The sequence below is a fragment of the Paenibacillus sp. NPDC058174 genome (assembly GCF_042883865.1).
Lineage (GTDB): Bacteria > Bacillota > Bacilli > Paenibacillales > Paenibacillaceae > Pristimantibacillus.
Genome location: NZ_JBHVUY010000001.1, coordinates 2248415 through 2266721, shown reverse-complemented (window position 1 = coordinate 2266721; position 18307 = coordinate 2248415). Strand labels below are relative to the sequence as shown.

At 46.4% G+C, this 18307-nt stretch carries 14 protein-coding genes; 7 read left to right on the top strand and 7 right to left on the bottom strand.

What is annotated here, in order from left to right:
• Nucleotides 1-30 precede the first annotated feature (30 nt).
• From ACFVVF_RS10095 to ACFVVF_RS10085, 3 genes are read left to right on the top strand one after another with little or no spacing between them, the layout of a single operon-like run.
• Nucleotides 31-1368, top strand: a complete 1338-nt coding sequence (locus ACFVVF_RS10095) for an ABC transporter substrate-binding protein (protein ID WP_387807909.1) — start codon at nucleotides 31-33, stop codon at nucleotides 1366-1368.
• Nucleotides 1361-1894, top strand: coding sequence for an RNA polymerase sigma factor (locus ACFVVF_RS10090; RefSeq protein WP_387807906.1), 534 nt, complete (start codon nucleotides 1361-1363; stop codon nucleotides 1892-1894). Before ACFVVF_RS10095 ends, ACFVVF_RS10090 begins: the two co-directional genes overlap by 8 nt.
• Before the next feature lie 37 nt (nucleotides 1895-1931).
• A complete protein-coding gene (locus tag ACFVVF_RS10085; protein WP_387807903.1) occupies nucleotides 1932-4532 on the top strand; it encodes an Ig-like domain-containing protein in 2601 nt (866 codons plus the stop codon).
• A gap of 632 nt (nucleotides 4533-5164) precedes the next feature.
• Here ACFVVF_RS10085 and ACFVVF_RS10080 read toward each other — a convergent pair.
• Nucleotides 5165-7219: a M13-type metalloendopeptidase gene (locus ACFVVF_RS10080; protein ID WP_387807898.1), complete on the bottom strand. Its 2055-nt coding sequence runs from the start codon at nucleotides 7217-7219 to the stop codon at nucleotides 5165-5167.
• Between the two features lie 26 nt (nucleotides 7220-7245).
• Nucleotides 7246-7557 (bottom strand): YbjQ family protein, encoded by a 312-nt coding sequence (locus tag ACFVVF_RS10075; RefSeq protein ID WP_387807895.1) that lies wholly within the window; start codon nucleotides 7555-7557, stop codon nucleotides 7246-7248.
• Between the two features lie 545 nt (nucleotides 7558-8102).
• Between ACFVVF_RS10075 and ACFVVF_RS10070 the strand changes: the two genes are divergently transcribed.
• The gene (locus tag ACFVVF_RS10070) at nucleotides 8103-8561 is read left to right on the top strand and encodes a tautomerase family protein (RefSeq protein WP_387807892.1); all 459 of its coding nucleotides are present in this window, start codon (nucleotides 8103-8105) and stop codon (nucleotides 8559-8561) included.
• A 254-nt stretch (nucleotides 8562-8815) separates the two neighbouring features.
• Here ACFVVF_RS10070 and ACFVVF_RS10065 read toward each other — a convergent pair whose 3' ends face one another.
• Nucleotides 8816-9394: a TetR/AcrR family transcriptional regulator gene (locus ACFVVF_RS10065; RefSeq protein WP_387807889.1), complete on the bottom strand. Its 579-nt coding sequence runs from the start codon at nucleotides 9392-9394 to the stop codon at nucleotides 8816-8818.
• Nucleotides 9395-9493: 99 nt separating this feature from the next.
• Entirely contained in the window at nucleotides 9494-10360 is an 867-nt protein-coding gene (locus ACFVVF_RS10060; protein WP_387807887.1) for an AraC family transcriptional regulator, read from the bottom strand.
• A gap of 138 nt (nucleotides 10361-10498) precedes the next feature.
• On the opposite strand from ACFVVF_RS10060, the gene ACFVVF_RS10055 reads away from it, so the two are divergent.
• Nucleotides 10499-11470 carry an alpha-L-fucosidase gene (locus ACFVVF_RS10055; protein ID WP_387807885.1) on the top strand — a complete coding sequence of 324 codons (972 nt, stop codon included), beginning with the start codon at nucleotides 10499-10501 and terminating at the stop codon, nucleotides 11468-11470.
• 54 nt (nucleotides 11471-11524) lie between these two features.
• On the opposite strand, the gene ACFVVF_RS10050 is transcribed toward ACFVVF_RS10055, so the two are convergent.
• Genes ACFVVF_RS10050 through ACFVVF_RS10040 form a run of 3 tightly spaced genes read right to left on the bottom strand, consistent with a single transcriptional unit; the run spans nucleotide 11525 to nucleotide 14897 of the window.
• Nucleotides 11525-13039, bottom strand: a complete 1515-nt coding sequence (locus tag ACFVVF_RS10050) for an extracellular solute-binding protein (protein WP_387807883.1) — start codon at nucleotides 13037-13039, stop codon at nucleotides 11525-11527.
• A gap of 47 nt (nucleotides 13040-13086) precedes the next feature.
• Nucleotides 13087-13950, bottom strand: coding sequence for a carbohydrate ABC transporter permease (locus ACFVVF_RS10045; RefSeq protein WP_387807881.1), 864 nt, complete (start codon nucleotides 13948-13950; stop codon nucleotides 13087-13089).
• A gap of 20 nt (nucleotides 13951-13970) precedes the next feature.
• Nucleotides 13971-14897 (bottom strand): ABC transporter permease, encoded by a 927-nt coding sequence (locus ACFVVF_RS10040; protein ID WP_387807878.1) that lies wholly within the window; start codon nucleotides 14895-14897, stop codon nucleotides 13971-13973.
• Nucleotides 14898-15080: 183 nt separating this feature from the next.
• Between ACFVVF_RS10040 and ACFVVF_RS10035 the strand changes: the two genes are divergently transcribed.
• Nucleotides 15081-16904 (top strand): sensor histidine kinase, encoded by a 1824-nt coding sequence (locus ACFVVF_RS10035; protein ID WP_387807875.1) that lies wholly within the window; start codon nucleotides 15081-15083, stop codon nucleotides 16902-16904.
• Nucleotides 16882-18090: a response regulator transcription factor gene (locus tag ACFVVF_RS10030; protein WP_387807872.1), complete on the top strand. Its 1209-nt coding sequence runs from the start codon at nucleotides 16882-16884 to the stop codon at nucleotides 18088-18090. The genes ACFVVF_RS10035 and ACFVVF_RS10030 overlap by 23 nt, the downstream gene beginning before the upstream one ends.
• Nucleotides 18091-18307 lie beyond the last annotated feature (217 nt).

Sequence of the window (18307 nt, the reverse complement as noted above, 5' to 3'; positions counted from 1 at the left end):
ATTGATTTGAAAAAAGCAGGTTTTTTTGCAATGCTGTCTATCGTTTTGCTGCTGTCCGCATGTTCAGGAAACGGGGGAGGAGGTTCCAAAGAATCGAATACGGGAGGAGAAAAATCACCTTCGGAACAAGGCGGGAAAAAAACCATCGCCATATCGGTCATGATGAAAGACCGTTTTTTGGAGAATGCTGCGCGCAAATTTGAGGAGCAGCATAAGGATATCCATATCGAAATTAAGGAATATAGAACGTCGCAGCCAGCCGCAGAAGGCAGTATGAGCATGGAGGCCATTTCGCTCGGAGATGTGGAAAAGTACGTGCAGTCGGTAACGACACAGGTTATTTCCGGCAAAGGGCCTGATCTGATGCTGATGAGCGAATTGCCTCAAAACAAATTTGTCTCCAAAAAATTGCTCGTCAATCTGAATGATCTGATGGCAGGTGATAGCTCGTTTGACAAGAATACGCTGTACAACAACATTTTGGAGGCATCCAAGGACGGGGACGGCCTTTATGCGATGCCGCTCTCCTTTTCGATTAGCCTGTTCCAAGGCAATACCGAGTTGTTGAAGAAGGCGGGTCTTTCGGTTGACGCGGATAAAACGTGGAACTGGAATGAATTCAAGGCAGCCGCTAAAAAGCTGAATTTGGATGACTCGGACAAATTAATCAGTCTCGATCCAACAGGGCTGCTCTTCGATTTTATCGAGGATAGTTATAATCAGCTCGTAGAGAAGGGACAGCCGAACTTCGACTCGGAGCTATTCCGCAATATGCTAACGGATATCAAGTCGATGTATGAAGATGGACTGCTTAATGAATCCTTCTCGTTCAGCAGCAATAAAGCGGCCTTTCAAATGATGGACATATTCGGTCCTGAGCAAGCGCTGACGATGCCAAATGGGATGGATTTCTACCAAAAGCCGAATGTAAGCGGGCAGACGAAGGGCGCAGCGTTCCGGCCTTCATATAGCTTGGGAATTAACAGCAAATCCGCCGTTCAGCAGGAAGCATGGGCATTTATTAAGTTCCTGCTCTCCGAGGAAATGCAAGCTTCCCCGGATCTCTCGGGCCTTCCGATGAATAAATCCGTTACCAGCAGCAAGCTGAACGAGATTGCGCAAAAAATTGAAAGCGGAACGCTGGAAACGATGGTTCCGGCAGATATGCTGCCGGATGGCGAAACCGCCAAGAAACGGGTTGAAGCGGTGGAGAAGCTGATCTCGAACGCGGGCTTCCGAAGAACTAGCGATATGAAAGTGCTTATGATTGCGATGGAGGAGTTCAACAGCTTCATGAGCGGGCAGAAATCGGCGGAAGAAGTGAGCAAATTGATTCAGAATCGGGTGAAGACATATTTGAATGAGTAGCAGAGGAAAGCAGCAGGAGCGTTCAGACGCCGAAGTACTTCATCATTTATACGCCAGCTATTTCAAGCCAGTCTATTATTATGCCTTCTCGATTGCCAAGGACCGCGAGCTGGCACAGGACGCGGTTCAAGAAACGTTCTTGAAGGCTTATCGTCACATTGAGCTGCTGGAGCAGCTGGAGCAGAAAGAAGCTTGGCTTAAGACGGTTTCCCGTCATGTAATTATTGATATGTACCGCAAGCAGCGCAGGGAAAGGTGTGTCTATACCGGGTCACGGGATGTCTATATGAGTGATAGCGATATTGAACGGACAATCGTCGACCGGCAATTCCTTCGGGAATTGCTCTCTTCTTTACATCCGGTCAACCGGCAATCCTTGCTGCTCGTCTATGAATACGGCTTGACGTACGAGCAGCTCGCTGATCGCCAGCAAACCTCCATTAGCGCCGTGAAGTCGAGAATTCATCGGGCCAAGCAGAAGCTGCGCGGCGTGGCGGTGCAAATGGAAACCCCGATGGGGGTCTAAGATCAGCTAATAGCAATTAAAGGGGGAAAATAAAGCCATGTCGAGAAGATTTCACACCATTGCTGCGGGCTTGCTGGTACTGCTGCTGCTGATTCAAGGCGGCACAGCAGCAGTGGCTGCGGAAGCAGAAATTTCACGGCTCGTCTTAAGCAAGAATGAGGCAGCGCTTGAAGTAGGCGGTTCCGTCTCACTGACTGCAACAGCTGTATCGGTTACAGGAGGCACCAGCGATGTGACAATCAAAACGGACTGGAGCAGCAGCAATTCGGAAATTGCTGCTGTATATGCGGGTACGATTACGGCCAAAAAGGAAGGAACGGCCATTATTACTGCAACCTATCAGGGGAAAACAGTCATTGTCAATGTAACGGTAAGCAAGAAGGTTAAGGCATTGACGATGGATGTGAATGACTTCGACCTGCGCGTAGGGAAGGAACAGCAAATCGAGCTGACGGCCATTTATGAGGATGGAACAAGTGAACTGGTAACGAAAAAGGCAGCATGGTCCGTCGATAATTATAGTGTAGCGACGGTTGTGAACGGTCTGGTAACCGGCAAGAAGTCTGGAACGGCTAAAGTTACGGCCAAGTATGGCAACCAAAGCCTTACTGTAAAGGCATCTGTGGAGCTGGCCAGACGCATCGATATGGAATTTGCGGAAATCAACTTATTGGTTAACGAAGAAAAGAAAATTGTCGTGACCGCGACCTATCCGGATGGCTCTACGCAAAATGTATCCGATAAGGCAGAATGGGAAAGCGACAATGAGAAGGTAGCGGACGCCATTAAAGGCGTTATTAAAGCCTACCGTGCAGGAACGGCGACGATTACGGCTACATATGGAACGAAAACAGCATCTATTCAAGTATTTGTAGATGCTTCCCGCAAGCTGGAGGCGAGCAAGCAGGAGCTGTTCCTGCGTGTCGGGAAGTCTGAGCAGCTTGAACTGAACTTGACCTATATGGACGGGAAAACTGTACGCATTACGGATAAGGCAAAGTGGAGCTCCTCCGATGATACAATCGCTTATGTTGTAAATGGCGAAGTGTTCGGCCAAAAGTCGGGATCTGCAGACATTACGGCTGCATACGGAGATAAAAGCGTAACCATTCATGTCGACGTAGAGGTGCCAAAACGTCTGGATTTCGATACGGACTCCATTGACCTGGACTTGAATAAGTCCCGTGACTTAAAGCTTTATGCCACATTTGCAGACGGAACACAGGAGTTGATGACAGACAAAGCGCAATGGTCTTCCGATCATCCGAATGTTGCAGATGTAATCAAGGGCAAGGTGACAGGCTACAAGTCAGGTACAGCTATTATTAAAGCGTCCTACGGCGGCAAACAGGTGACCGCGAGTGTCAGAGTGGACATTCCAAACCAGATCGTAGTGAGCAAAACAACGGCGGATCTGCAAATTGGCGAGTCAGTGACCTTGACTGCCAACGGCTATTACAGCGATAGCCGTGTGGTCGATGTTTCGGCTCTTTCGCAGTGGAGCTCCTCGCATCCTGATGTAGTTGAGGTGAACAAAGGCGTCATTACCGCCTTGAAAAATGGAACATCGACGATTACTGTCACCTATGGCACGCGGACTGCAACTGTTGTTGTCTCCGTCGGTATTATTGAGAAGCTGACACCGAGTCAAAAGAAGCTGTCTCTCCGCAAGAATGCAACGTCTACAGTTACCCTGACTGCTGCCTACAAGGATGGTCTGGTAAAGGACGTGACGGCGATTGCGGAATGGAGCTCGTCCAATCCTGATGTTGCGTCAGTCTACAAAGGGCAAATTACAGCGAATAGCTCCGGTACAGCAACCATTAAAGCGGAGTTCGGCGGAGAGACTGTAACGATTTCTGCGGATGTGGATGTAGCGGATAAACTGACGGCAGATACTTATGCCATTACACTAGAAGTGAATGAGAACAAGCAGATTTCGCTAACGTCGACAGATAGTCTAGGCAATAAATTAGACGTAACGGATGCTGCGGAATGGTCGACCTCCTCGAAGACGGTTGCTGATGTCAATGGCGGTCTCATTCATGCGCTAGCTGCAGGCAAGACAAGCATAACTGCCAAATACGGCGGAAAAACGGTAACGATTACGGTCGAAGTTGGCGCTGTTCAGAAGCTGGAGGCGAGTACGGATGTGTTGACGATGCAGTCTGGTACGGCCCACTCTATTAAATTGACCGCGATGCTGCCGGATGGCCGAACGAAGGATGTCACTTCACAAGCAGAATGGTCCTCTAGCAATTCGAAGATCGCTTCGGTCTCGCAAGGGAAAATCACTGCGGTTGCAGCCGGAAAAACGAAGGTAACCGCCAAATATAACGGCAAGACGATTAATATTAGTGTGGATGTCGACCAGCTGAAATATTTGGATATTTATAGAGGCGGCAAACCGGTAACCCAGTTGACATTGAAGGGTGACCAGAGTATTCAGCTGGAAGCTATCGCAACCTACTTGGACAACGCCGAACGGACGATTACGACTGACGGAATTTGGAGCTCCTCGAAGGTAACGGTTGCTCATGTGAAGCATGGTGTCGTTACGGCGCAAGGCAAAGGAAGCGCAACCTTAACCGTGAAATTCGGCAACAAATCGGCGAAGATTCGGATTATTGTGGAATAGAATGTCAGAGGTAAGGGTGCTCCTTGAGAGCATCCTTATTTCATTTTCTAGAAGAAAGCACTTTCGGTTTTCATTGTGCTGCGCCTGCTCCGATGCGGAATCGGCTCTTTATACACGCCTTCCTGTGCTGCTGAGAAACAGAATAGGAAACAAAATGCAAAAGTGCATGCTGATCCGCCTGAAATGGGGGGAAACAGCTGTCAAAATGTAAAAGTACATTTAAAATCTCTGAAATTCTCTCTTTGGCGGCTTTTTACGCCAATCAACCTGCACATTTGCATTTTGATGCGGTAAACCGTCAAAAAAGCAGCCTGCAGCCTGCACTTTTACATTTTGATCCGCCGATATGGACTCGAAAGGCCCAACTGACGGACTGGTTTTGCGCCAATGGTAGACTGCGATTTGCTTATCGCTCCCCACTCCTTTCTAGCGACAGTACAGGTCATGACGTTACGTCAGGCGCAAGCATTCTTTTGACCTCATTAGCATAAAAAAGAGCCATAACCAAAATGCTGTAATCGAATGAGCTCCCTGAGCATCATTCAACAGAGATTTTGGTATGGCTGTTTGCATTAACGCAGATGAAGCAAAAGTAAACTCAACGCCATGCTTCGAATGGGTTCGTTTCTATTTTACCAAAGCGTCAGTCTTTCCTCTGGGGCAATGTACATCGCGTCGCCTTTTTTAACATTAAATGTGGAGTAGAAATCATCGGTATTAGCTGATACGGCATTCACTCTAATTTTATTCGGCGCGTGGGCATCGATCGTCAGCAGCAGCTGTTCCAGCTCAGGACGAGCCTTCTGTCTCCAAATGGTTGCATAGGATTTGTAGAATTCATTCAGATTGGCATCCGGCAATTGCTTGGCTGCTTCAAGTGCGGCCATCAATCCGCCAATATCGGCGATATTTTCGGATACGGTCATTTCGCCGTTGATTTTCTGTCCCAAATAATCCATGTTGCTGTATTGGTCAATAACAGCCTTTGCTTTTTCCTCGAATTTCTTGTAATCCGATTCTGTCCACCAGTTGGCCATATTGCCGATCTCATCGTATTTTGCCCCGTTGGTATCAAAGGCGTGAGAGATTTCATGCGCAATAATGGTGCCGATGCCGCCGTAATTTTGGCTAGCGCTTTGGTTTTTATCATAAAATGGCGCCTGAAGAGCGGCAGCGGGAATCGTAATCGTGTTGGTCAGCGGCTGATAGGATGCATTTGCCGTGTTGGCAGACATTCTCCACTCGTCCCGGTCCACCGGCTTATCCAATTTTGCAAAGTTGTTTTTCGTAATGATCGTTTGGATAGCGCGATTGTTCTCGAATAACGTTTTATTCTCATCAACCTTGAGCGATGCGTATATGTCTTCCAGCTTGTCCGGATAACCGATATGTGTTTTCATATGATCCAGTTTTTTAATAGCTTCTGTCTTGGTTTGCTCCGACATCCAGTCGTTGTTAAGCAGCTTATCTCTGTAAACGTCAATCATGTTTTCAACCATAGAAGTAACATCCTGCCGGGCTGCGGCTCCAAGATGGGACTCCCCGTAGTAGCTTCCGGCCACATACTTGAATGCTGCATTTACGATATTATGAACCGTATCTTCCGTTGCCGTCATTTCTTGCTGTCCGGACAGCGCTCTGCCCAATTGCGTTGATGCATTTACAAAGTCATCGGAGAGCAGCGACGAGGATTTCAATACAAAGTTTGCGTAAGTCCAGCTTTTTACTTTATCCCAATTATTCTCGTTGAGAAACGTATCGAGATTTTCGAAATAGTTGACGGACATGACCGAAATATGATCGGGTACTTTACCGACAACGTCGACCAGGAATTTTTCGAAATCTATGCTTTTGCTGTATGCCTTTAACTCGTCAATCGATTTAGGGTTGTAAAAGGATTCGAAATTGCTGGCTTCTGCTGCGCTTAGCGTATACTGTACATACTCTTGTTCAAAATCGACGGCTTCACCCGCAATTCGCGCCGCTTCCGTGTCCGATTCGCCAACCATTACTAGCAGATCGGTCAGCATTTTTTTGTACAGTCCTAGGAACACTTCGCTTTGCGGATTTTCTGAAGCATAGTAGCTTTTATCCGGCATTACAGGTGCAGGCGCTTCGATGTACAGGGCGTAATCTGTCGCATTTTTCATATCGGATAGAAGATTCAGGCTGAATGGCAAAGCCAGACCTTTGAAATAAAATTCCTTTTGCTTGCTCGCCAGCTCCTCCAGGCTTTTGGTTGATTTAATTTTTTGAATATCGGCCTTAATGGCTTCAAAGCCCTGTTTGTTCAATTTATCGCGGTCTGCGGCCAATTTATAAAATTTAACCATGCTGCCGATCGCGTCATCGGTTTTATCGCGGCCCTCAGCTGCCATTTTGGCCAGATCGTCCGAAACGGCTTTTTTTACATCGGTATCGAGGTCTGCCAAGCCGCCTATAATGACTTTATTCGCCGGCAATTCCGTAGATTTCAGCCATTTGGCATTTACTGCTTCATAAAAATCGTCTTGCAGTCTGTTTTGTGCGACTTCATTGTTTGCAGGGGATGGGGCTGCTTTCTCGTTCACAGCCTTTGTGCTGTTATTGTTTTGTATATCGCCTGCGTTGTTTGCGGTACAAGCCGATGCAGAGATCATTACAGCTGCGCCTAAAGTGATGAGGCCAAGCGTTTTTATTTTTTTCATAAAATAATTCCTCCCATATAAAAATATTAGATAATGACTGCGGTTCCGCTGACAGCAACCATCAGCATATCCTGCCGGACAACCTCGTAATTGATCGCGACTCCAATAACAGCACTGGCACCCATCTGCGAAGCCTGCTGTGTCATTTCTTTAAAGGCCTCGTCTCTTGCTTCTCTCAACTTTGTCTCATAGGCTTTCGAACGTCCGCCTACAAGATCTCGGAAGGAAGCAAGAATGTCGCGTCCGATATTAGCACCCATGATAACTTCGCCGGTGGCAACGCCGATATATTGTCTGACCGGAGCGCCTTCGACGATTGCGGTTGTTGTAATAATCATCTGTTTTCCTCCTTTACTATTGCTTGATGCCCGGGAGCCTATGCTGCATGAGCTTCCTTAGTTCCTATCCTACCAACCCGCTTGAAACGGAGCCGAAACGAATGGATAAACCTCAGCTAAAGTTTGCAGCGGCTGTTTAGATTCTGTTTAAGTACGAACATTGTAACTGCAATGTGCAAGCTTCCCGGGCTAGGCGGGAAACAAAATGCAAAAGTGCATGCTGATGAGCCTCAAAAGGTCATAAAAAGCAATCAAAATGTAAAAGTACATTTGAAATCGCTCCAAATGGCTCAAAAGAGGCTTTTTAGGCCAATCAACATGCACATTTGCATGTTGAGGCGGCATTTCGTTGAAATGGCGGCAATCAGCCTGCATTTTTACATTTTGATTCTTTTCAGCCTGCAGTAAGCCTGATGCGCTAGCAAGGGTACTTTTTTCTAGGAATGAGTAAACGATTAACTATGGCTATTGACTATGACGACCGTCATAATGTACTATCATTATGACGGTCGTCATAATTTTGTGTTATTAAAGGAGAATGAGTGATGCCAATGATTGATGTATACGCACCTGAACATATTTTCCCAGCCGATGCAGACAACACCCTTGGAACAGAGCTGGCTTACGCTGTTCTTAGAGCGGAAGGGGTTACGAAGCCGGGTCCATTTCATTTGGACAACACAGCGGTGTTTGTTCATCGTCTGAAAGAAACGGCTATTCATACGGGAAGCATGAACTCGGCGAATCATGTAAGAGTCCAAATTATTACACCTCCAGGCGCGCTTAATCGCGATGGCCAAAGACAAATTACGAAGGATGCGACTGAAATTGTTGCGCGTATTGCCGGTGATGCAACGCTCGTAAAACGTACTTGGGTCATTCTAAGCGAAGCTGCTGAAGGCGGTTGGGGAATTCAGGGAACCGCATTTGGCAAAGAAGAGTTGGGCGCTTTGGCTGCCCAAGCCGCCGCCGCAGCTAATGCCGCGCAAGAAGGTGCGAAATAAGTATCGAAGGAATAGGTAATAGTTCGTAGGCCTGCTAGTCTGTCAGCTTCGTTATGGAGTGGCGGACGTGCAGGCCTGATTTTATGGGAGAACAGTGCATCGACTGATATGAATGTTAAGGCTATTGCGCCGTAATTCTTCAACCACTGCCTTTAAATAAGACAAGTCCCGGTTGCAAAGGATGCAGCCGGGACTTGGGAAAATTAATTAAAAGATCGTACATCATCAAAATCAGCACAGTAATTCGTGATGTTCTATTCATTTTCCTGAGGAGAGTTTGTTGCGTTCCTGATCATCATAAGCAATTGCTCCGCTACGGTATCGAAGGTATCGAATGACTTTTGCGCTCTGCTGATCGCTACAGCGCCTTCGCAGGAAGAGATAACTAAATTCGCTAATCCTTTTGCTTGGCCGGATGCTACACCGCCAGCAAGCAGCATCGCTGTTAATTGGTCACTCCATTGGCGAAATACAGCTGCAGCTTGTTCCAGCATATCCGGTGATTCCGATCCTACCGTGACCGCAAGCACAGAGCAGCCTATTTCAAAGTTGAAGTGACTAAGCAGCATTCTCCAGAGAGAAATGAACTTCTCGACAACGATTACAGCGGGTTGGCCTTGATGGGGATCTAAAAAGTTTAGAGCTCGTTTACCAGCGAGCTCGACCGCTTCTTTGACCAGTTGTTCTTTGCCTTCTGGAAAATGATGATAGATGGAGCCTCTTGGCGCTCCTGTAGCCTTCATTATTTCAGTAAATGAGGCGGCTTGTACCCCTCGCTGTCCGAGGAGCTTTACAGCACCCTCAATCATTAAATCCCGGGAGTTTTGACTCATCGTTACACCTTCCTTAAAGCTTGCTGACTTATATAGTAAAGATTGTACCGTTCAAAGGCAGAAACGTACAGAAATACACCTCCAAAGCTCCATAAAGCTCTATAAAAATGCCTGATACCGTCTCCGGTACTCTCCGGGCGTGAACGATGTCTGGCGCTTGAACAGGCGGATGAAATAGTTGCTGTCATTGAAGCCGCACTGCTCACCGATCTTGACCAAAGGGAGCTCGGAATGGGTCAGCAGCCGTTTGGCGCGTTCAATTTGCAGATGATGTCTGTACTGCAGAGGGCTCATCCCGGAATATTGCTTCAAGCATCTGGAAAGATAATCAAAATGGTAATGCAGGTCTAGCTCCATTTGCTCGGAATCAAAAGGAGCTTCCAAACGGCTCGCCAGGTAGGAAGCGGCCTTCTCGCCAATGAGATGGGAGCGGGCTTGCGAGCTGCCTGTTATCATTCCGTTCTGAAGCTGCACCAGAAGCTGACCGAATAAAATATGCAGGTCAAAGGAACGGCTAGGCGTCAGCACGCTGTGTACCTTAAGCATCTCTGTCAGCATCGGAACGATAATCCGCAGATTGGCTGCAGCAAATTTAGGGATATGGATGATGGCTGGATGAGGCACAGTATCTTGATTAGTCGTTTCAAGCAAAGGCTGCTGCCAGCTCTCCGTTAATTTAGGCGGTGAAGAGGCGGGATGCTGGAAGTGTATCCAGTAAACCTCGGTTTCCGTCTCGGTGGGACGATAGCCGGCATGTGTTTTTCCCGGTTCCAGAACGAGCATTTTTCCCTGTTCAATCTCGTATTGTATGCCGTTTTCCATCATATATAATGTCCCTCTGGTACAAATGATCAAATCAAACACATCAAATTGCCGCTTGGCATGCGTGACGCCTGACGGCCATAATACATAACCGACAGTAGTCAGCAGAGGAAAGGGAGGAACTTGTAATTCAAGTGCAAGCATCGCATCACCTTAGTCTGAATTTATGTAGAAATTGTACTATAGAAAGTCGAGATTGTCAGCTGTAACGGGGGCCTGGATTCTATACAGTAGTAGATATCATATGATTCTATTACAACGGATAACAGGGAGGCAATCTTCATGAGTAATCAAGAGCTGGTACAGCGGCAGCAATGGTTCGTTAATCAAAGACATGGCATGTTTATTCATTTCAACAGCGCTACCTTTCAGTTTGCAGAGTCGGAAGTTGAGGACTGGGAATACGGTCACGAGAATAATGACGAGCCCCGCAGATTCGTATTTGATCCAAAGGACTGGAACCCGGCTCAGCTGGACTGTTCCCAATGGGCGAAGGCTGCTAAATCGGCAGGGATGAAATTTGCTGCCCTGACAGCCAAGCATCATGAAGGCTTCAGCTTGTGGCCGACAGCCTACACGGAGCATTCAGTGAAAAACGCGACGCTCCAGACGGACGTCGTTAAGGCATATCTTGAAGCGTTCAGAAAAGAAGGAATCGAAGCAGGTCTTTACTTCTCTGCACTAGACCTGCATCATCAAATCGGGCAGAAGAAATGTACGCCTGAAGACAAGCAGTTTATTAAAAATCAGATTGAGGAGCTGCTCACAGGCTACGGGGAAATTCCGTTCCTGATCATTGACGGCTGGAATGCGCCTTGGGGCGGCCCTAGCTATGAGAATCTGCCTTTCGAGGAAATTGATGCATGGGTCAAAGGGTTCCAGCCGCAGTGCCTGCTGATGAATATTGGCTGCGAGTCTAACGTACAGCAGACGGATATCGCCTTCTTCGAAAATGCTGCAGGACAAGAAGTGAATTCTTCATTTAATGGTCCTGGAGCAAGCTGCAACATTTTAACGAAAACGTGGTTCTGGCGTGCGACAGATACGGCGATGGAGCTTAGAACGGCGGACTGGGCGCTGGACAAAGTGAAGGAATCCAATGCGCATAATGTATCATTCTTGCTCAATGGCGCTCCAAACCAGCAAGGTTTGCTGGATGATAACATTCTGCAGCGCTTTAAAGAAGTCGGCGAGCGATACGTCCATCCGGCGGAGCTCACAACAATTCCGGACAACTGGTGCTACCGGAAATAAATGAAAGGGGCTGTCCCATTCGATGACGAATGGACAGCCCCTTTGTTCTATTAATCAGCTTTTGTTTTGTGCAGCAAGGAAGGCATCCAGTTGTTTCTGATACTCAGCAAGCACTTTATTGATGCCAGCGGCATCGAGCCGGCTTAGAAATTGATCCTTCACGGTGGAGAAATCAACTTGACCATTCATGAGCGGGCCGTTAGCGGAGTACTCCGCGACAATCGCTGACAGCTTGGCAAGCTCTGCTTTCACAGGCTCATTGTCGAGAGCAAAGCCGATCAGCGGCGTTTGTACGGCGCCGTTATCAAAGTTCTTAATGACATCGAGCTGAGCCGGCGTTATATATTTGCTGAACTTGTGATAGCGCATATCCGTCCAAGCCCAGCTGATCGGGAAGTACTGCTTGTCGGCAGGAATGCCGTCATAGGAAGCGCTGCTGCCGTCGACTTTGTAGTTCACATCTTTAACGCCAAGCGTGAACAAGTCGTAGTTTTCTTGACTCTTATGCAGCCAGTTCACGAATGCTACCGCTTCATTAGGATGCTTGCTCGTAGCCAGAACCGCTAATAAATTATCTGCGCTGCTAAAAATATATTTCGGATCTTCTGGAGCAAACTGTACAAATTCAAGCTCAGCTTCAGGGAAATTCGTTTTCAAAGCGTCGATGACCTCTGTAGGACGCAAAATGTTAGAAGGCATTGCCGCCATTTTACCTTGCGTGAAGCTTCCGTTGACGTCCTTGAACAAATTAGGATCTTTCGGCAAATACCCTTTCTTATACCAGTCCCGGGTAATATTCACGAAGTCCTCGTAAAATTTAGAAGTAAACATATTTTTGACCTTCAGCGGTTTTTCATTGACATCCACATAGAACAAGCTGTTCATATATTCGCCGTTCGTAAAATTGCTAGGTCCAAGTTCTCTGATCATGCCGCTCGCTCCGCCTACAAGAGGGACCATTTGCGGATCATTTTGCTTGACAGCCTCCAAATATTTCTCGAAATCTGCGGAGTTTTTAATTTCCGGCAAGCCGTACTTTTTGCGGAGATCGCCCCGGATTTGGAAGCTGTCGCTTTGTGCGGAAGGGACGACCCTTGGTATCGCGTAGGTTTTGCCGTTTACTTGGACAGCCTTCCATACGAAGTCCGATATATCTTGATTCAGCTCGGCGCCGTTCGTTTGCAGGATTGCATCCAGAGGCATCAGCACGTTTTTGCTCACACTCTGGGACAGCTTGGACACATGAGACCAAGTCAGGTCATAGCTTTCTCCAGCTGCAACAACGAGGCTCTGTTTATTCCAGTAAGAATCCCAAGGAACAAAGGTATAATTCAGCTTGATATTGAGTCCGTCTGCTTTCAACTTCTCGGAGATTGCCGCATTCACAGCATCCAGGTCACGAGGGGGATCGCCAGGAAATAAGATTTTCAGTGTAACTTCTTTGCCGGCAGAGGAAGCCTCACTTCCTCCCTGTTTGGTTGAACCGGCAGAGCCGCAGCCTGCAAGCAGAGTTAAAATCAGAATAGCGGCAATCAGGATACTGCTCTTAAACGGCTTCTTGTTCTTCATTGTAATCGCTCCTTGTTCATGTTTATCGTAACCTTATTTAATTGGGGTTAACCTTTCACAGAGCCAATCATAATCCCCTTCACGAAATACTTTTGGACATAGGGATACAAAAGAATAATGGGGCCAATCGTAATGAGAAACATCGCGAATACGATGGTTTCAGATGGCAGCAGAACGGCTGACATATTGGTATGCTGACTCATATAAGCGATCATGGAATTGATCCGGTACAGCAGGAACTGAACGGTGAACAGCTTCCGGTCATCAATCAGCCATAGCGATGTTGTGAAATCATTCCAATAGCCAAGTGAAGCGAACAGGCCGACAGTTGCTAGAATCGGTTTCGATAATGGAATCATAATTTTATAAAAGGTGTACCAGGGCCCGGCTCCGTCAATTTCAGCCGATTCTGCCAGCGCAGGAGAGATCGACTTATAATAATTTCGCAGCAGGAAAACATTGAACGGGCTAATGGCCAGAGGCAGAATGAGCGCCCAGACCGTATTTTTCAAATGAAGCACATTGGATACGACGATGTACCAGGGGACAAGTCCCGCTGCAAAAACAATCGGAATAAAGATGAGAAAAGCGATAATATTGCGGTACTTTACTTTTTGAACAGACATCATGTAGCCCAGCAGCGATGAGAACAATAGGGAGATGAATGTGCCGACAACCGTTACGAAGATGGTTACTTTGTATGCATTAAATACCATGCTGTCTTGGAATATCATTTTGTAGGCATCCAATGAGAATTGTTCAGGGATGAACTTATAGCCATGCAGCGCAACCGAGCTTTCTGCGGAGAAAGAGACCATGATCGCCAGCGTAAAGGGGACCAGCGTCACAAGAGCAAAGGCTATGAATACGATATAGATCAGCAGATCCAGCCAGCCAAATTTGATTTTCAATTTCGTTCACCTCGATGCGTTTAGAATAGCGAGTAATCCTTGTCATATCGTTTGACCAGCCAGTTGCTTCCGAGAACAACAATGAACCCGAGAATGGACTGATACATGCCAATGGCGGTAATCATGCCGTATTCCTGTCCTCCATTGATCAGGGCACGATAAATATAGGTTTCGATAACGTCGGTAGTCGGATAGAGCAGACCGTTGTTCTCGACGATGGCATAGATGAGCGCGAAGTCGCCGAAAAATATTTTGCCAATCGCAAGTAACGTCAATGTAATTATGGTAGGAATCAAGTTAGGAAGCATGATGTAACGTATTTTCTGAATGCGGGAAGCCCCGTCCAGCGATGCAGCCTCCATCATTTCATCATTAATGGACGTGATGGCAGCGAGATAGATAATGACGGAGTAACCGACGTTTTTCCAGACGCCTGCAGAGACAATAATCTTCACCCAATACTCCGGTATGGCGTACCACTCTTTAGGCATGCCGTGGAATAGCTGAATCAGGCCGTTGGCAAGTCCATTTTCATTTGCGAATATGAGGAGAATCAATTTTCCTACAATGACAAAGGAGAAGAAGTAAGGCAGGAACAAAATGCTCTGAAACCACTTTTTCACGGCATTGTTTTTAATCTCATTCAATAAAATCGCGAATACGACAGCAAGGACAGTCCCCCACAGTATCTGGTTGGCATTGATCCAGAATGTATTAAAGGTAATGCGCAAAATATCGTCATTGCTGAATAGAAACTTGAAGTTGTCAAAGCCGCTCCATGGACTCCCGAAAATGCCTTGAATCGGATTGAAATTTTTGAAGGCGATGAGCATACCCGGATAAGGCAAATAGGAAAAGGCAAGGAGTAGGAGAAGGCCTGGAAGCGCCATTAAATAATAAGCTCTGTTTGTCCATAATTCTCTTGTTACACTGTTTTTCAGCTTCATGTCTGCACCTCCTGTTGTGTTGTTTGTAACCGCTTACCACATCATAAGGGAGGCTTGTCTATTTTCAAATAGTCAAATATTTAGGCAATGTTCTAATATTCAGCGGTGGATTTCGGGGAAACTTTAGACTGTTGTTTTTCCTGAAAGCAGCTACTATACTGTTACTAAAAAAAGTCAGGGTGAGTGTGGTTGAAGTTAAAATCCTTTAAAACAAGCATCATTCTATACTTCTCGCTGCTCATATGCGCTTCGCTTACCCTGCTTGGTACAATCAGCTATCGAACCTTCTCCAGCTTTACGGAGCGGGAGATGGTGAAGAATACGACCTCTATTACGGATCAAGTGAATCAGAGCCTGGACCTATACTTGAACGAAATTAAGGATTCCTTGCATTTCTTGGCGATTGACCAGAATCTGATCACGATGCTCCAGGATTCGGTCTTGGAAGAGGGGGGATTTGCATCAACGATGGACCGTACCCGGATATCGATTTTGTTAAACAATATCTTCTCCGAGAAATCGGATATCCGCGGTTACTTTATTTATAATAATGACTATCGCAAGCTGTATATTAACAGCTCTCGTTCGATTAATTTTGAGTCCCCGTTTCTGAAGCAGGTATGGAAGGATTTCAAGGAAACCCCGTATGCCCTGCAGACCAAATTCTATGGCGCTCATAAGCCGGATTATTATGATAACTATGATAAGAAAGCGGATTCAAACAATGTAATTACGATAGCAGCCAATATCAAGGATGCGTATGATCCGTCTAATCCAAATCTGTATGGGGTAGCTGTATTTGATTACAACATTAACAAGCTGAATCATATTTTCGAGTCCACCCAAACTCAGCTTGGCATCGAATCATTTATTCTGGACAATGAGAAGCAGCTTGTGTATCAGACGGATTCTTCCCTTCGCCTTGATGAAGTGGAATTGGATCAGCTATTCCATGATTCAGAGGGTTATTGGACGCAGAAGATACAGGGACAGAAGATGCTCGTCGTCTATTCCACTTCAGCGGTTACGGGCTGGAAAACCGTAAGCTTGCTGCCTTTTACCCATCTGGATAAAAACCTGTCGGTCATCCGCAATACGACGCTGCTGCTGCTCGTCATCATGATTGTTGTAACCATCGTGTTAGCTTCTGTCATTACGATTCGAGCCTCCCAGCCGATCTTGAAGCTGGTCAATTTCATGAAGAAGGTTGGAACAGGCAATCTGAATATTAGAGTTGAAAGACAAGCGGAGTATGAGGAAATTATGGTACTGAACCGGGGAGTCAACGATATGCTGGATAAAATAAATGAGCTTATAGAGGACTCCATTAATCGTCAGCTGCTGCAAAAGGAGGCGGAATACAACGCCTTGCAGGCCAAGATGAATCCGCATTTTCTGTACAACACCTTGCAATCGATCTCATCCTTATCGATCTTGGGCAGAAATGAAGATATTGAATTAGTTACGCATTCACTGCGAGAGCTGCTGCAATATTCGCTGTATCACATGAATGACATGGTACAAATAAAGGACGAGCTCCACGCTGTAGAAAACTATCTGCACATTCAAAATATTCGTTATGATGGACGAATTCAATTCGATATTCAAGCGGATGAGCGTATACTTTCGGTTCCGATCAACAAATTCGTGCTTCAGCCTATTATCGAAAATTCGATTTATCATGGTTTGGAAAGCAAGGAAGGGGTATGGCTGATCAGCCTTGTTATAAAGGAGGAACTCGAACATATTCAGATCATCATTAGCGATAACGGAATAGGTATAGAACCGGGCAAGTTAAGCTCCATACGTCAAGAGCTAGCTTCAACGAGCACGCGCAACGGCCGAATTGGGTTAACGAGCATAGCAGACCGCTTGATGCTGAGATTCGCATCCAAAGCCCAATTGACGGTTGACAGTGAGCAGGGAAAGGGGACGGCCATCCGTATAATGATCCCGAAGCCACAGTCACAGGAGGGGATACACAATGCTGTCGATACTACTGATTGATGACGAGCCTCTTACGACGCTGGCTCTTCGTAAAATATTGGAAAATCATTTTCCGGCCATAGAAATATTAGGAGAAGCAACGAACGGGAAGCAGGCGTGGGAGCTCATACAAGTGAAAGTTCCAGACATTATTATTTCGGACATTCGTATGCCGCACTTGGATGGATTGGAGCTATTGAACAAAGTCCGTGAGGCCAACTTGCCGAGTAAAGTCGTATTGCTTACCGCATACGGAGAGTTTGAATACGCACAAAAGGCGTTGAAGCTCCAGGCATCAGGTTATTTGCTGAAACCGTATATCCAAAGCGAAGTGATTAAAGAAATTTTCCGCCTGGTTAAAGAAGTTGAAGCAGAAAAGGGAGTCAAAGAGAGTTTGTCCAAAGTTATTCCATTGTTTGAAGAAAACGCTCTCAAAAAGCTGCTGGCGGGCAAGCTGGATTCTAATGGATTAGATGATTTTATGAAAATAACGAAAAATCGCTGGGAGAGCTGCGAGATAAGCGTGTTTCAGCTTGGAGGCACAACTGCCAAAGCAGAAGAAATCGAAGAGGTTATTAAAATTAGCCTCACAGAGGAAGTCAATGATTATTTCTCGCATTCTGATTGTCATGGAATCAGCTTTTTTCACCGTTATAATGAGCTGATCGTTATTCATGCTTCCCCTTCTGGCACGTCCTGTGATTCTGCGCTAATCCAGGGCTGTACGCAGATTTTGATGAATTATATAGAAGAGCCGTTTCTAGTGGGCACTAGCTCAAAGTGCTGCCCGTTGCTGCAGCTAGCGGATGCCTATGCAGAGGCTTTGTCGAACAGCAGTAAAATCCAGGATTCCAGTTCTAGCAGAGGGGCTTCAATTCGTCAGGGGGCTCTCATCGAGAAGGCGGTTGAGTATTGCAAGATGAACTATACGACAGATATTAATTTGCAAAAGATTGCCGAGTACCTGGATGTGAATAAAAACCACTTCTGCAATATCTTTAAGGAGCAGCTGCAAGTTACGTTCTGGGATTATGTGACCGGACTGCGCATAGCTCATGCGAAGCAATTGCTGCAATCGAGCGATGAGCTTGTTGCAAATATTGCGGTTCAGAGCGGTTACATTAATACGAGCCACTTTGGCCGCGTGTTTAAGGAAATGGTAGGCGTTACGCCTGCTGAATACCGGAGGAAATCGAAGATTACTTGACCAAAATGTAAAAGTGCAGGTTAATAGGCGTTTTTTCGGCGATTTATCGCATTGAAATGCAAATGTGCAGTTTGATTGGCCTGGAGAGCCCTTTTAAGGGTGAGATGGGACGATTTCAAATGCACTTTTGCATGTTGAACGCCATTTTGGGCCTTTTGAGCCTCATCAACCTGCACATTTGCATTTTGTTTTGACGTTAGCGCGTGAAGAAAACCAT